Source organism: Pedobacter jaeyakensis (genome assembly GCF_054461315.1).
In genome coordinates this window covers 2,764,230-2,779,682 of sequence record NZ_CM136921.1, presented here as the reverse complement: position 1 = coordinate 2,779,682, position 15,453 = coordinate 2,764,230, and the positions used below count along the sequence as shown (strand labels likewise).

Sequence of the window (15,453 nt, the reverse complement as noted above, 5' to 3'; positions counted from 1 at the left end):
TAAAAAGGGTGACCGCCGTCACATTTTATCAGAAACTTTCTGATCTATTTTGTCCCGTCACCAATTCAATTCAAAGAGCATGAGCCATACATTTCATATTCCCGTTTTAGGTTTAGGATATTCCATAGATACCCCACTGCGGGTTGCCAGATATGGCATATCTTCAGTAGTTTCCATAGTTGACGATGACCTTATTGAAAGAATGAGAGAGCTTATTGCAGAAATGCACAAGGAACCCTACCAGTTAATCAAGAAAAATGAGCTGAATTGCAGGGCACTCCGTATTACAGCATACCTCAACTTATTGGATAAGTTGGTAGCTGAGCAGGTAAGCGCCATGAAGTTTCAAAGCTTTGAGGATAAGGGCGATTTGTGTAAATATTTTGAACTTTTGCCAGAAAATGATAAGCTGGCGGTAGAGTACCGCGCCATGCTGGAGATACCGGCAGGATGCAAAAAAAGCAGGGTTCAGGCCAATTTAAAAGGAAAAATTATGCCGGGTAAGATTTCTGTGAACATCATGTCTAAAGTAGACAAGGCGAACTATAAAGATGGAATTTACCTGGGTGATGAGAATACAGATGCGCTAGCGGCATTGAGAGGGTTTGCAGAAAGTACTATTAATGGTTCAGTAGTCATATCAGCGGGATTAAACCCTAAGCTTTTCTCTTACATGGCATCTTTTCCAGTTTTTAACCCATTGCCAACTGGTAGGTTTTATAAATCTATAGTATTGAAAGTGAGTGATTATCGCTCTGCACTGATACAGGCAAAAGTGCTCGCAAAAAAAGGATTGTGGGTATCTGAATTCAGGATCGAATCTGGCTTAAATTGTGGCGGACATGCTTTTGCCACTGAGGGATTTTTGTTAGGCCCGATATTACAAGAGTTTAAAGACAAACGCAGTGAGTTGTATGATGAGTTATACCAATTGTATCAACAAGGCTTAATGGCAGCAGATTCTATCGTTGTATGTCCGCCTAAACTGGTGCAGAAAGTAACCGTGCAAGGAGGAATAGGTACTGCAGAAGAGCACGATTTTTTGATGGAATTTTACCAATTGGATGCTGCTGGCTGGGGAAGTCCGTTTTTACTGGTGCCCGAGGCGACTAGTGTGGATCCGCAGACCTTGAAGGACCTTACAGAAGCGGTAGAGAGCGACTATTACATAAGCGATGCCTCACCCTTAGGTGTACGTTTCAATAACTTTAGGAAGAATACAGCCGATAAATTGCGATTGGAGCGTATAGCGCTTGGCAGACCAGGTAGTCCGTGTACGAAAAAGTACCTTTGTAACAACACAGAATTTACTGCAGAACCAATTTGTACCGCCTCCAGGGAGTACCAGCATCTAAAGTTGAAACAACTGCATGCCTCGGCCCTGCCCCAGGAAGAACTGGATAGTAGCATTTTAGCAGTTACAGAAAAGCTATGCTTATGCGAGGGCTTGTGCGCCTCTGCATACCAGGCAAATGGCATCCTGAAACCCAAAGAAAACAAGGCTGTAAGTATTTGTCCGGGTCCGAATTTGGCTTATTTTAACAACAAGTACACTTTAAGGGAAATGGTTGACCATATTTATGGCAGGATAAATCTTTTACAGGGCGTATCCAGACCGAATTTATTTATAAAGGAGCTTAGCTTATACCTGGAATATTTAAGACAGGAGATTTCTGCCAATCTAAATGAAAAAACAGCGCAGCTGGAAGGATGGAAAGAAAGGCTAGCCGAAATTAATGGTAAAAAGGTAAAATACTTTGAGCGATTTTGTGATCAACTGAATAGCGGATTAAATTATTACAGAGAACTTTTTACGACCGCAGACCCGGCTTTGTCTATGTGGAGTTCAGAGCAGTTGCAAAAATTGGAACAGGTATCAAGTAGTTTGAATTCTTTGTATCCAACCGAGATATTAGCGGTATAGGTTCAAATCATGGCAATAATCTCTTAGCTTTGGTTTAAAATAGTATATTGAAGCCCTAACCAAACTTAGTACCATGAATATTAAAATTAGAGGCCTTATCCTTACTTATTTGCTAATCGCTTGCTGCCTATCGGTTTCTGCCCAAACGAAAAGTCTTTTTAATGGAAAGGATTTGAAAGGATGGCATGTTGATGTACCTGAGTTAGATAAAAATCCAAACGCAGTTAATCCCTTTATTATCAGGAACGGATTATTGGTGAGTTTAGGTACACCTGGTGGGCACCTGATTACCGATGCAATTTACAAAGACTTCAAAATAGAAGTGCAATACCGCTTCGCGGGGAAACCCGGCAATTGTGGTCTACTGGTATTTGCTTCAACACCAAGGGCATTATATGACATGTTTCCAAAATCAATAGAGGTGCAGATGGAACATACCAATGCGGGAGATTTTTGGTGCATTCAAGAAGACATTTCAGTGCCGGATATGGAAAGTCGCCGGGGTGATAAAAACAGATGGGGTGTAAATGGCGATAAACTCCGCAAAATTGAACGATTGGTACAAGACGTTGAAAAACCCGTTGGAGAATGGAATAAAATGGTTGTGGAATGCAAAGGAAACCAGATTAAAGTTTGGGTAAATGATATTTTCGTTAATCATGGTGCTAATTGCACGGCTAGCAGCGGAAACATCGCCCTGCAATCAGAAGGTTCTGAGGTCGAATTTAGAAAAGTTACACTCACAAAACTTAAATAGTTTTGTGAGCTAGTTCTTCTGCCTTTTCCAAGACCACCTTTAACCCATCTTTATTTTTACCGCCGGCGGTAGCGTAAAATGGCTGACCGCCCCCGCCACCCTGGATATCTTTAGCCAGTTCTCTAACAATATTAGACGCATTTAAGCCCTTGTCTTTTACGAGGTTTTCTGACAACATTACCGTAATACCGGGTTTGTCCTCTATTAGTGTGGTAAAGACCAGGAAAAGCTCATCTACAAGATCCTTAACAGCAAAAGCGAGATTTTTAACTGCATCTGCATTTGGAAGGTCTACATGTGTAGCAATTAAATTGATACCATTGATGGTTTTGACGTGGTGTACAATCTCATGTTTTAAATTGGCTGATTGTTCTACAACAGCTTTTTCAGCATCCTTTTTAAGCTTGCTGTTTTCCTCGATTAATGCCGCAACTGCTGAGGCCAAGTCTTTAGTTCCTTTAAATAACGACTTTAGCTCATTTAATTCACGGTTTTGATCCAGGATAAATGCCTCGGCCTTATCAGCTGTAATGGCTTCAATACGTCTAACTCCTGCTGCAACCCCACTTTCTGAAATAATTTTAAAGTAGCCTATATTTCCGGTAGCCTGAACGTGAGTTCCGCCGCAAAGCTCCTTAGAATAGTGATCATCGAATGTGATTATCCGGACCAAATCGCCATATTTTTCACCAAACAACGCAGTAACGCCACTTGATATTGCCTGATCATAAGGGACATAGCGTTGTTCTTTTAAAGGAATATTTTCTCTAACTTTCTGATTTACCAGATGTTCTATCTTCGCCAGATCATCGTCACTAATTTTCTCAAAGTGAGAGAAATCGAAACGCAGGTAATCGGCATTTACCAGTGATCCCTTTTGATTAACGTGACCGCCTAATACACGCTTTAGAGCGGCATGCAACAGATGGGTAGCTGTATGGTTGGATTCAGATAGGCTTCTCTTGTCCTCATCAATAACTGCCCAAAACTGACCGTCAAGATCCTCGGGAAGGGTATCTGTAAAGTGAACAATAACTCCGTTCTCCTTTTTAGTATCGGTAATTTCTACAAAGAAAAGACGGCTATGGTCTTCTAAACGACCAGTATCACCAACCTGACCGCCGCTTTCGGCATAGAATGGTGTTTTACTCAATACAATTTGGTATTGTTCTTTTCCTTTGGCAATTACCTTACGATATTTTATGATTTCGGTTTCCGCTTCAAAATCGTCATAACCTACAAACTCTACCTCAAGATTTGGATTAACCAATATCCAATCTCCTGTATCAATGGCTGTTGCAGCCCTTGACCTCTCCTTTTGTTTTAATAACTCTTTCTGATAACCTTCCATATCTACCAACCAACGTTGCTCTCTGGCCATTAAATCTGTAAGGTCAATTGGGAAACCGTAGGTATCTTGCAATTCAAAAGCAAATTCTCCTGAGATTACCATTTGATCTTTTAAAATGCTATACACCCAACTGTCGGTAAACGACTTTTCAAGCTCAATAGCGTTTTCGGCCATCAGATGTTCAGCTTGCTTCTTGGTATAGTTATCGAAGCGTTGTATGCCTGTTGCTAAGGTTCTTAAGAAAGATATCTCTTCTTCTAAAACAACTTTTTGCACAAAGTCTTGCTGCAATACCAGTTCTTCAAAGACGCCTTTAAATTGTTCTGCTAAAATTGGAACCAACTGGTTAAGGAAAGGATCTTTAAGATTTAGGAAAGTGTAGGCATAACGTACAGCGCGGCGTAAAATGCGGCGGATTACATACCCTGCTTTATTATTAGAGGGTAGCTGTCCGTCTGCAATTACAAAAGCAATGGCACGGATGTGATCTGACATTACTCGCATTGCTATATCAGTTTTTTCATCAGCACCGTAATCAAAACCAGAATGTTGGGCAATATATTGAATAAGCGGTTGAAATACGTCTGTATCGTAGTTGGAAGATTTTTGTTGAAGAACACGTACCAAGCGTTCAAACCCCATACCAGTATCCACATGTCTTGCTGGCAGAGGTTGTAAAGAACCGTCTTTTAAGCGGTTAAACTGCATGAAAACATTATTCCATATCTCTATGACCTGAGGGTGGTCTGCGTTAACCAAGGTTTTACCAGAGATTTCATTGCGTTCATTCAAAGGTCGACAATCTACATGGATTTCAGAACATGGTCCACAGGGCCCCATATCTCCCATTTCCCAGAAATTGTCTTTTTTATTGCCCAGAATAATGCGATCTTCTGGTACATATTGCTTCCATAAATCGTATGCTTCAGTATCTCTTTCCAAACCCTCTTTTGCATCACCCTCAAAAATAGATACATAAAGTTGATCTTTTGGAATCTTATAAACTTCGGTTAGCAATTCCCAGCTCCATGCAATGGCTTCTTTTTTAAAGTAATCTCCGAAACTCCAATTGCCAAGCATTTCAAACATGGTATGGTGATAAGTATCAATGCCTACTTCTTCCAGATCATTATGCTTGCCAGATACCCGAAGGCATCGTTGTGTATCAGTTACACGCGAATATTTGATTGGAGCCTCACCCAGAAACAAGTCTTTAAACTGATTCATTCCTGCGTTGGTAAACATCAGTGTTGGATCGTTTTTAACTACTATAGGTGCTGATGGAACAATATGATGTTGTTTTGATTCAAAAAACTTTAAATAGGCCTGCCTGATTTCCTTCGCTGTCATCATAAGATTGATTAGACGGCAAACTTAGATAAAATTGCAGTTCAAAGCAATATTTATCCCTGCATCGGCACGCATTTATAAGCATTATTGATTCTATAAATCTTCTGGAATATGTTTGGAAATAAAACTATTTTATCTAAGTTTGAATACTTTAAATAAATGCTGTAAAACTCTAATAATCAACCTTAATTATGCCATACAAAGAACGGGAAATCAACAAAATGTATTACACCATGGGTGAGGTTACCGAAATGTTTGGCGTAAATGCGTCCCAAATCAGGTTTTACGAAAAGGAGTTTGACGTGCTCCAGCCGAAGAAAAACAAGAAGGGCAATCGGCTTTTTACTCCAGAGGATATTGAGAACCTTAAAATGATTTTTCATCTCGTGGATGAAAAAGGTTTCACGCTAAAAGGTGCAAAAGAGCACCTTAAAAGTAGTGGTGGCGAAGTAAAAGAAAATCAGAAAATAATATCTTCACTGGAAAAATTGAAAGATTTTTTACTCAAGCTAAATGATGAGATCTAAAAAAATGGTAAAAGTTCGGCCTGAAAACTTTTTCCCTTATCTTCGTTATACCATTTCTGTAACTCAGTTTTAAGAATACCGAAGTCAGCTCCCTCTGATTTTAATCTGTGATACAACTCCTGGCATTTAGTTGGCCTTGGTCCCCAATTTAGCAAGTCTTTGCCTTCTTCATCCCTGATAATGAATTTAGGGATTGCCTTGCCCCCATCAGTAAGATAGTGTTCTATAAGAAAAGGTTCGCTATCCCGTAACTGGTAGTCGATGGTAATCAATGGGTTTAGCAAACTTAGTTTATGAATAAAGGGAAGCGTATGAGAGGCATCTCCGCACCATGGTTCTGTGATGACGATCCAATTCTGGGACTTATTTATAGCGGCTACAGCTTGTACTAACAGCGGATTCAAAACACCCACCTTAAGCCAGCGTTGTTGCCTGGCCCGGTTCATCTTGGTATAGTCCAGGTAATCAATATTGTTGTAAGGAGCTGCAGCATTGGGGTTATCAAGGATTTCCTCAAAATAATTCAGATACGTTTCAAAGTTCATTGCGATAATATTATAGTACAAATCTGATGATTTCGTAGCGCTATCAAGTCTTCAAATTGCCATAAAACTGGGAGTTACGAGGAAAATTGATATTTTAGCGAATTAATAACGCCTTTCTTTCTATATAACTTTCAACAGCTAATAACAACACACTAATGAACGAAATCAACGTACGATTAAAATTAAAGATCTCTCCTTTCAGAGTGCTAAAACGTTTAACCTTCCTAGGTTTGACGTTTGCCAGCGGTCTATTACAGGCGCAAGACAGGAAGGCACCTTCCTACCCATTAATTACCCACAACACGTATTTCAGCATCTGGTCAAACTCAGATAACTTGTACGACTCCTCTACCTCGCATTGGACTGGCGTTGATCATTCCTTACTAGGCATGATCAGTGTAGACAACAACATTTATCGTTTTCTAGGTAAGGAAACACCAAATTTCAAAACTGTTGTTCCTGCTTCGGATGAAAAATCTTACCAAGTTAGTTATACCGAAACAGAACCGCAAGGCGATTGGAAATCTGCCGATTACACAGCTAGCAATTGGGAAACAGGCACAGCACCAATTGGCGACGATGCCAAAACTGCTAAAACCTCGTGGAAATCTCACGATATTTGGGTGCGCAGAACATTTGACGTAGCCAACCCATCAGCTATAAATGAATTATTTCTGAAGATAAACCACGATGATAACATCGAACTTTACCTAAACGGAAAAAAGATCTATACTAAAACAGGCTGGACAAATAGCTTCCAATATATTCCATTAAGCAGTGGCGATAAGGGCGCACTTAGAGCTGGAAAAAATGTCATCGCTTTGCATCTGATTAATACGGCAGGCGGACGTTACCTGGATTTCGGGCTTGCAGATAAGCTGAAAGACAATGCCGCTTCAGTACAATTGGCCAAGCAAAAAAGCGTTGATATTAATGCTACACAAACGATATATAATTTTACTTGCGGAAAGGTAGACCTTAAGCTTACCTTCACCTCCCCTCTTTTGATGAAAGATATGGGCATATTTGCACGTCCGGTTTCTTACATCACTTATAAAGTTCAGGCAAATGATGGTAAAAACCACCAAGTTAAGGTTTACCTGAGCGCTTCATCTGACATTGCAGTCTATAACCCTGCACAGGAGGTTAGCGCAACAAAATACAGCACCGCAAAGCTTTCTATGTTAAAAGTAGGGACAGTTGAACAACCTATTCTTAAAAAGACAGGTGATGACATGCGCATTGACTGGGGTTACTTTTATGTAGCAGCACCAAAAACGAGCGGAGCAGCTCAGTTTATTACCACGCAAGCACAGGCAAGCGATGCTTTCAGAAAAGGAAATGTAACATCAACAGCAAAAAATGGTAAATCACTCGCATTAAATACCATTTTACCATTCGGTACAGTTGGAAAATCCCCAGTTGAGAAATATCTGGAGCTTGCTTATGATGAAATCTATTCAGTTCAGTATTTTAATAAGAATTTGAGACCATGGTGGAACACTTCTGGTAAAGAAACCATAGAAGGTCAGTTAACCGCTGCTTCAAATGAGTATAAAGCTGTAATTGCAAAATGCGAAACTTTAAATGCTAACTTGTATGAAGATGCACTACAATCTGGTGGTAAAGAATATGCACATTTATGTGTAATAGCTTACCGTCAGAGTATTGCCGCTCACACACTGGTTAAAAGTCAGCAAGGTGAGCTATTGTGGTTGTCTAAAGAGAATAACAGTGGTGGTTTTATAAATACGGTTGATGTAACTTATCCATCTGCACCATTATACCTCATTTACAACCCGCAATTGCTACAGGGCATGTTAAATGGGATTTTTTATTTTAGTGAAAGCGGAAAATATCCTCATCCTTGGGCAGCACATGATTTAGGAACTTATCCTATAGCTAATGGACAAACTTACGGTGAGCCAATGCCAGTAGAGGAATCTGGCAATATGATCATCCTTACTGCCGCAATCGCCAAAACAGAGGGTAATGCGAATTACGCTAAAAAGCACTGGAAAACATTGACTACCTGGGCAGACTATTTAACCAAAGAGGGACTTGATCCAAAAACACAGCTTTGCACAGATGATTTTGCTGGTCATCTTGCCAGAAATGCGAACTTATCTGTAAAAGCTATTGTTGGTATTGCCTGCTATGCACAAATGGCGCAGACACTTGGATATACAGACATTGCAAAAAAATACAGGGCCATTGCTGATAGCATGGTTCCGAAATGGATAGAGATGGCCGATGCAGGAGATCACTATGCATTAACATTTGACGATAAAAATACCTGGAGTCAGAAATATAATTTGGTATGGGATAAAGTACTAAAATTGAATTTGTTCCCTCAAAAAGTTTACGATACTGAAGTTAAATATTACGAAACTAAAGAGAACAAATACGGTTTACCATTAGATAGCAGAAAGGCTTATACTAAAAACGACTGGATTTTATGGACTGCATCATTTACCAGCAATCAGAAAGATTTCGAAGCACTGATAAATCCGGTTTACAAACATGCAATAGAAACTGAATCCAGAGTACCGCTGAATGACTTCTATGATTCTAATACAGGTATCAGAGATAATTTTAAGGCACGTAGCGTAGTAGGTGGCTTTTATATGAAAATGCTGAAAGATAAGTTGGCAGATAAATAATAATAGAAATATTCCAATTGCACAAGCAGCTATGAGTACATTCTGATTCTCGTAGCTGCTTTTTTAATTAAAAAAGGCCACTTTAATTTGAAGTGACCTTGGTATTTATTATGAATAAGTATCTTATATCAGCTCTGCTTTAACGTAATTGCAGCTTTGGGCTACTGAATGCATAGGATCTGGCTTGTAATTGGTTTCATGTTCAATGAAGAAAGTTTTCATGCCTGATAATTTTGCTTCAGCGAAGATTGATTTAAAATTGATTGATCCTGTTCCAACCTCAGCATTTAAAGCTGGGTCTAATTTATCCATGTCTTTTACATGCCACATGGAAAAACGACCAGGATTTGCGGTGAAGAATGCTTTAGGATCATGGCCAGAGCGCGCAACCCAATATAGATCAAGTTCGAAGTCTACATACTTTTTAGTAGTATTCTTTAAAAGAATGTCATAGCCAGTTTGGTCGCCGTATTTTGTAAATTCAAAATCGTGATTATGGTAAGCAAGTTTTATTCCTCCACCCCTGCAGATCGCGCCAGCTTCTTCAAGCTTTGCCGCAATTTTCACATAATCTTCTGCACTTGTTCTAACTTCAGGAGCGAGCCATGGAACGGTAAGATATTTACTACCTAATTCTTTACATGCTTCAATTGATGCCATTAACTCTTCCATGTCATCATCTTGAAAGTAGCTACCTAAGGTATAATGACCACTTACGGCCTTTAGCCCATTTGCGTCTAAGAGTTTCTTTAGCTCTCTAGGTTTCAAGCCCCAGAACTGGTCCTTAATGGAAAACCCATAAAGTTCGACTTCTTTGAAGCCTGCTTTTGCAACTTTTTCTAATGTTCCTTTAACATCTAAAGGAATTTCATCACGCAGTGAGTACAATTGTAGACCTACTACTTTTTGATCAGCAGCATATGCGAAAGTTGGTGCTAAGAAAGCTGCAGCCGCAACAACGCTACTGTTAAATAAAAATTTTCTTCTTGATAACATATGTGTGTTTTTAAATGCTTCATTATGAAGCAATGATAGTAAGTTTTTTTTATTTAATTCAACTTTTATGCGAAATTAATGTTGATCTATTTAATTTTAACCCCATGAAATACTTAATTGACCTAAATAAAGATGCCTGGAATAGATTTTTACCACACATTTCTGTGGATTGTGCGGTTTTTGGTTTTCATGAAGGAGAGATTAAAGTTTTGTTATTAAAAATGAAGGATGCCGACAAATGGTTGTTACCAGGAGGTTATCTTTTGAAAGAAGAAGCGCTTGATGATGCTGCTTATCGTGTACTGAAAGAGCGAAGTGGTGCGGATAAAATATTTCTACACCAATTTGGCGTCATGGGAGCCCCTAATAGATCTCAGGAGTTTTTTAAGGATATGGACGATAGCATGTGGCATAAGCAAAGGTTTATTACCATAGGATATTACGCCCTGGTAGATAATACAGCGATTAAGCCGAAGCCAGATGAGCTTTCCGATCTATGCGAGTGGCAGCCGCTTAGAAATCTTCCGGAAATTGCGATGGACCATAGTAGTATCATTCAAAAGGGACTGGAAGCTTTAAGGATGGATTTAAATTACAAACCTGTTGGCTTCAATTTACTTCCCCCCGAATTTACGATGCCGGAATTGCAAAGATTGTACGAAACAATATTAAACAAAACATTAAACAGAGGAAATTTCTACAGAAAAATGCTGTCATTTAACATTCTGGAGAAACTTGAGGAGCCCCGCAAAGGTGCGGCCAACAAAGCACCAAATCTGTACCGCTTTGATGAAGAAAAATACAACGCTGCCCTGAAAGCAGGCCTTCAATCTCCCTGGTAAAACAGCGTTTTACATTTATTTACTAGCTCAATTGCTTGAGTTAAGTCCTATTGATATCTACGACTGCAACATAACGTAAACGCGCTTTTCATAAGACAACCTTTGGTAAGGTAAGTATTACTGTCTGATAAAAATTCATTATAATAATATTAAAACAATTATATAACTTCTATATAAGTATTAATTTTAGATATGTTTGCCTTATGGTTGCGCTATAGTTGAATTATCATAAACAATATACTAATGATAAGTTAAATATAATTCAATGATAGATGAAGGATAATCCAACCCAATAATTATATAGTAGTTTGATAATCTTTTATAAATAATTACAACTTCTTCCTACCCTCCACAATTATGCCGCTCCCATCAATTAGTGTATGCAAACAATAAGGTGGCTATTTTAACCTATGGCTTTCTTATTTCAATATCTCTTAAGATTGATGATTTACTGTCGTTTATCTAAACAGTGAAATATTTTAATGTAATAGTTTGTTAAAAACTTGGCTTTATAAAATAAATCCAACCTGTTTTGGCACATGATGCCATATCGATATTTGCCAATTGTATTATTCATTTTGTTTTTTTATTTCCCAGCGGAAGCCCAGGAGGACAATTTTGTCAGAGATTTAATTGAAAACCTGACGGAGACGCTGTCTGATGATGTGGATTTTACAGAGTTAACTGAGCGATTAAATTTATACGCTTCACACCCATTGGACTTGAACAACGCCTCAGAAAAACAGCTACATGAGCTTTACTTTTTGTCTCCATTGCAAATCAATAAATTACTAGGCCATATAAGGGACAACGGAAAACTGATAGACATGCTGGAGTTGCAGGGCATAGATGGTCTTGATCTTTTAACTATTGAGCGGTTGAAAAAATTCACAAAAGTGACAACTCCAAATCCGCTGAAAAAAGTTGACGAAAATTCATTGCTACATGCTGGTCGAAATGATATTTTAGTTAGATATGGACAATTATTACAGACTCAGAAGGGCTTTAGGAATTTATCAGGCAGTAGATACCTGGGTAGCAAGGACAAAATTCTGATTAGATACCGGTATAATTTTAGTAGAACAATCACCGCCGGCCTGCTAATGGAAAAGGATGCCGGCGAGTATTTGGTAACAAAGACCACCTTTTCCGACCATCTAACGGGAAATATTGCGCTAAACGATGTTGGGCGGGTAAAAAGATTGGTGTTGGGAGATTATAGCTTACAATTTGGTCAGGGGTTAACTTTATGGTCGGGTTTTTCTTTTGGTAAAAGTCCAGATGTTACTGGGGTAGCTGCCAGAGACCTTGGTTTGAAGCCCTATTCCTCGGCAAACGAAAGCTCGTTTTTTAGGGGAATTGCAGGTACATTTGATCTGGGAAATCATCTGCTTCTTACTACCTTTCTTTCCTCCCGGAAAAGAGATGCCAGTTTGAAATTAAATGCTGACAGCAGCTATAGCCTTCAAACGCTTAATATCACCGGATTACACAGAACTCAGACAGAACTAAACAATAGGAATAGCGTAGGACAAAGTGCCTACGGTGCAGTTATTCAATTTTCATCGGCGGCACTCGTAATGGGTATTATTGCGTATAATTCTGGATATCAACACGCATTTGTTACTGGAAATGCTCAGAATAACAAATACAGTTTTACTGGAAAAAATCTGATAAATACTGGATTTCATTACGGTTTCACTTATAAAAACATTTACAGTTATGGAGAAATGGCGCAGAGCATTGGTTCTGGAAGAGCAATAATCAATGGTCTGCTGATCAGTATTTCTCCAAAACTATCTGGCGCTGTACTCTTCAGAGATTATCAAAAAGACTATCACAACTTTTTTAGTAGTGGCATAGGAGAAAATACGGAGGTTGCCAATGAAAAAGGCCTTTATACTGGCATAAACTTTTCTCCTAAAAAACAATTTACCTACTCACTGTATGTAGATATTTTTAAATTTCCATGGCTTAAATATCGCGTGGATGCACCATCCAGCGGGCATGAGGAATTGTTTCAAGTTATATACAATCCAATGAAAACCTGGAAAATGACCCTTAGGCTTAAGCAAGAGCAGAAAAGTCAAAATCCTGATGCGTCTGATAAAGTGCCTGGATTAAAAAAGGTATTGAAACAAAGTTTTAGATTAGGCTGCGATTGGAAGTTATCTTCTACAATAAGCTGGCAACATCGACTTGAACTCGCGGGTTATAAAAAAGGTAATGCGCATTACGAAACGGGTAAGGTAATTTATTCCGATATGAACTATAAGCAAATCGGGTTTCCTGTTTCCGGGAATTTGAGGCTTGCATGGTTTTCATCTCCTTCCTACAACAGCAGGATATATGCCTATGAGGACGATGTACTTTATGCATCAACTTCCGGGCTTTATTTTAATACAGGTATTAGAACTTATGTTAACCTTAGATACCAATTAAGCAGGTCAATAAATATATGGGCAAGGTATGCGGCCTACTTTTACAAAAATCAAGAAGTTACAGGATCAGGATTGGATGAAATAAACGGTAATTTAAAATCAGATGTCCGGTTTCAGGTCCGCTATGAGTTCTGAACAGTTCTTTGCAAAAATACTGGTTACATACCTAATTGGTATAACCTGCTTTTACGCCTTACCAGTTGAGTTTTTTTCAACGCTTAAAATTAGCTGTTGCCTACTTTTTTGCATCCTGGTATTGCTAAATATATTTTACAGGAGACTTAAATTATATCGGAATAAAACAATTTTGGGAGTGCTGATGCAATTCCAGGTTTGTTTATTGGGCGGCTGGAATGTTATGGAGGCGAATGACAGATATAAGCCAACTTTTTTTGCGAATGCGGCACATGATTTCATCGACGTACAGGTGGTTGAGGAACCAGTTCTTCGGGGCAGCATTTTGAATCTAAGTACGCTGGTAATACAAACGTTCAATTTAAATAAGAGACAATTAGCTTCCGGGAAGCTGAATATCGCAATCCGCTTAAAAGAAAACCTGAATATCAATTATGGGGATCGATTAATTTTACCGGCGAGGTATGAGGAGGTGCAGGAATGTAGAAACCCAGCAACCTTCGACTATAAAAAATGGCTTGGAGATCAAGGCATCTACCATCAGGGATTTTTTAAGCTATGTGAAGTGATTAAACTTAAGGGAAACTATGGGAATCCTTGGATCAAATTTGCACAAGAAACACGAGCTAAACAGCTAATCTTTCTAAAAGAACATCTAAAATCCACCGACGCAACAGCATTTGCAGCAGCCTTGATATTAGGTTACCGGACAGATTTAGATCCGGACCTTTTAACTGTCTATGCCAACACGGGAACAATTCATGCGCTTTCGGTATCAGGAATGCATGTGGGCTTAATTTATTTCCTGTTAAATTTTCTATTGGATTTAGTTAGTAGAAGAAAACTTTTTCGCATGACGAAGTATATCCTGATTTTTCTACTGATTTGGTTTTACGCGACAATGACCGGATTATCGCCTTCCGTTCTTAGATCAGCCATTATGTTATCGGTGTTTATTGTAGGAAAAGCGTTTAATAAAAGCGCCGGCAACCATAACATCCTGGCTTTTACGGCACTAATAATGTTAATCACCACCCCTAATATCATCTGGGATGTTGGCTTTGAACTATCCTTTTTGGCTGTTCTTGGATTAGTCATGTTGAACCGAACTATTTCTAGTTGGTGGCATTTTAAGAATAGGTTATTTCGGGTGCTATGGAATGCTGCGAGCCTTTCTATTGCTGCGCAATTAGCCACCTATCCGTTGAGTATTTACTATTTTCACCGTTTCCCAATTTATTTCTTGTTTGCCAATATCGTTACTATGTTGCCGCTTTCGGTATTGATGTATCTTGGAATTTTTATACTAATTTTCAGGATACATTTCCTGATACCCGTATTTGAATGGCTTATTGGCTTTACCAATTCAATATTAACCCATATTGCAAAGCTCCCATTTAGTACTTTGGAAGGTATTTGGATTGATAAAACAGAGTTGATTCTTATTTCTGGTAGTATTGTATTTGTGACCATCGCATTGCTTCATTATCAGAAAAAGTATTTGATTTTTGGATTGCTTACAACATTTATATTTAGTTGTATTGCCTCTTACAAAGATTATCAAGCACTGAAACAAAAGCAATTGGTGATCTACGTCATTAAAGACCATTATGCCATCGCATTCATTGAGGGCAGAACCGCAATAGTGTTGACGGATTTAGTTAGATCTGATCATATTTACAAAAGACAAGTCCAGCCATATCTGGAACAAAGAAGGACTTACAACGTGCAACTTATCAATGCGAAACAGCAGGTTAAAGAAGGTCATCTTGATTGCAGCAAAGAACAGATTAAATTCTTTAATTACTATATTAACAAATCTGAGATCATAAAGCCTAGATCCTTGGACAAAAAAGCAATAATCACCAATATTGAATAGCCGGCAAACTATAATATTAACAAGCTTTAGCTATATTTGAAGA

Annotated in this window: 10 protein-coding genes; 7 read left to right on the top strand and 3 right to left on the bottom strand. The window is 38.7% G+C overall.

Translation table 11 applies throughout. The features are described from left to right. The first annotated feature begins 79 nt into the window (after positions 1-79). Positions 80-1,924, top strand: a complete 1,845-nt coding sequence (locus ACXZ1K_RS12410; RefSeq protein WP_458969981.1) for a hypothetical protein — start codon at positions 80-82, stop codon at positions 1,922-1,924. A 73-nt stretch (positions 1,925-1,997) separates the two neighbouring features. Next, positions 1,998-2,681, top strand: coding sequence for a 3-keto-disaccharide hydrolase (locus ACXZ1K_RS12405; RefSeq protein ID WP_458969980.1), 684 nt, complete (start codon positions 1,998-2,000; stop codon positions 2,679-2,681). Here the strand turns inward: ACXZ1K_RS12405 and alaS are convergent. Next, positions 2,674-5,382 carry an alanine--tRNA ligase gene (gene alaS, locus ACXZ1K_RS12400; protein ID WP_458973253.1) on the bottom strand — a complete coding sequence of 903 codons (2,709 nt, stop codon included), beginning with the start codon at positions 5,380-5,382 and terminating at the stop codon, positions 2,674-2,676. The two genes, ACXZ1K_RS12405 and alaS, sit on opposite strands and share 8 nt — an antisense overlap. 191 nt (positions 5,383-5,573) lie before the next feature. Here alaS and ACXZ1K_RS12395 point away from each other — a divergent pair, with 191 nt between their 5' ends. Next, the gene (locus ACXZ1K_RS12395; RefSeq protein ID WP_458969979.1) at positions 5,574-5,909 is read left to right on the top strand and encodes a MerR family transcriptional regulator; all 336 of its coding nucleotides are present in this window, start codon (positions 5,574-5,576) and stop codon (positions 5,907-5,909) included. Here the strand turns inward: ACXZ1K_RS12395 and ACXZ1K_RS12390 are convergent. Continuing rightward, a complete protein-coding gene (locus ACXZ1K_RS12390) occupies positions 5,906-6,454 on the bottom strand; it encodes a thioredoxin family protein (RefSeq protein ID WP_458969978.1) in 549 nt (182 codons plus the stop codon). The genes ACXZ1K_RS12395 and ACXZ1K_RS12390 overlap by 4 nt on opposite strands. 155 nt (positions 6,455-6,609) lie before the next feature. Here ACXZ1K_RS12390 and ACXZ1K_RS12385 point away from each other — a divergent pair, with 155 nt between their 5' ends. After that, positions 6,610-9,117 (top strand): glutaminase family protein, encoded by a 2,508-nt coding sequence (locus ACXZ1K_RS12385; RefSeq protein ID WP_458969977.1) that lies wholly within the window; start codon positions 6,610-6,612, stop codon positions 9,115-9,117. A 123-nt stretch (positions 9,118-9,240) separates the two neighbouring features. Here ACXZ1K_RS12385 and ACXZ1K_RS12380 read toward each other — a convergent pair whose 3' ends face one another. Next, complete coding sequence (locus ACXZ1K_RS12380; protein ID WP_458969976.1) at positions 9,241-10,113, bottom strand: sugar phosphate isomerase/epimerase family protein; 873 nt, start codon at positions 10,111-10,113, stop codon at positions 9,241-9,243. A gap of 104 nt (positions 10,114-10,217) precedes the next feature. Here ACXZ1K_RS12380 and ACXZ1K_RS12375 point away from each other — a divergent pair, with 104 nt between their 5' ends. The 3 genes from ACXZ1K_RS12375 to ACXZ1K_RS12365 all read left to right on the top strand — a co-directional run bounded on the left by ACXZ1K_RS12375 (position 10,218) and on the right by ACXZ1K_RS12365 (position 15,410). Then, a complete protein-coding gene (locus tag ACXZ1K_RS12375) occupies positions 10,218-10,955 on the top strand; it encodes an NUDIX hydrolase (RefSeq protein ID WP_458969975.1) in 738 nt (245 codons plus the stop codon). Between the two features lie 539 nt (positions 10,956-11,494). Further along, positions 11,495-13,531 (top strand): helix-hairpin-helix domain-containing protein, encoded by a 2,037-nt coding sequence (locus tag ACXZ1K_RS12370; protein WP_458969974.1) that lies wholly within the window; start codon positions 11,495-11,497, stop codon positions 13,529-13,531. Then, on the top strand, positions 13,500-15,410 hold the full coding sequence (locus tag ACXZ1K_RS12365; RefSeq protein ID WP_458969973.1) for a ComEC/Rec2 family competence protein: 1,911 nt from the start codon (positions 13,500-13,502) through the stop codon (positions 15,408-15,410). The genes ACXZ1K_RS12370 and ACXZ1K_RS12365 overlap by 32 nt, the downstream gene beginning before the upstream one ends. Positions 15,411-15,453: the final 43 nt, after the last annotated feature.

Bases quoted from the DNA above. Each gene is read 5' to 3' on its own strand.
- alaS (WP_458973253.1), bottom strand. From the start codon at position 5,382: ATGACAGCGAAGGAAATCAGGCAGGCCTATTTAAAGTTTTTTGAATCA.
- ACXZ1K_RS12385 (WP_458969977.1), top strand. From the start codon at position 6,610: ATGAACGAAATCAACGTACGATTAAAATTAAAGATCTCTCCTTTCAGA.
- ACXZ1K_RS12380 (WP_458969976.1), bottom strand. From the start codon at position 10,113: ATGTTATCAAGAAGAAAATTTTTATTTAACAGTAGCGTTGTTGCGGCT.
- ACXZ1K_RS12365 (WP_458969973.1), top strand. From the start codon at position 13,500: ATGTCCGGTTTCAGGTCCGCTATGAGTTCTGAACAGTTCTTTGCAAAA.
- ACXZ1K_RS12390 (WP_458969978.1), bottom strand. From the start codon at position 6,454: ATGAACTTTGAAACGTATCTGAATTATTTTGAGGAAATCCTTGATAAC.
- ACXZ1K_RS12405 (WP_458969980.1), top strand. From the start codon at position 1,998: ATGAATATTAAAATTAGAGGCCTTATCCTTACTTATTTGCTAATCGCT.
- ACXZ1K_RS12410 (WP_458969981.1), top strand. From the start codon at position 80: ATGAGCCATACATTTCATATTCCCGTTTTAGGTTTAGGATATTCCATA.
- ACXZ1K_RS12375 (WP_458969975.1), top strand. From the start codon at position 10,218: ATGAAATACTTAATTGACCTAAATAAAGATGCCTGGAATAGATTTTTA.
- ACXZ1K_RS12395 (WP_458969979.1), top strand. From the start codon at position 5,574: ATGCCATACAAAGAACGGGAAATCAACAAAATGTATTACACCATGGGT.
- ACXZ1K_RS12370 (WP_458969974.1), top strand. From the start codon at position 11,495: ATGATGCCATATCGATATTTGCCAATTGTATTATTCATTTTGTTTTTT.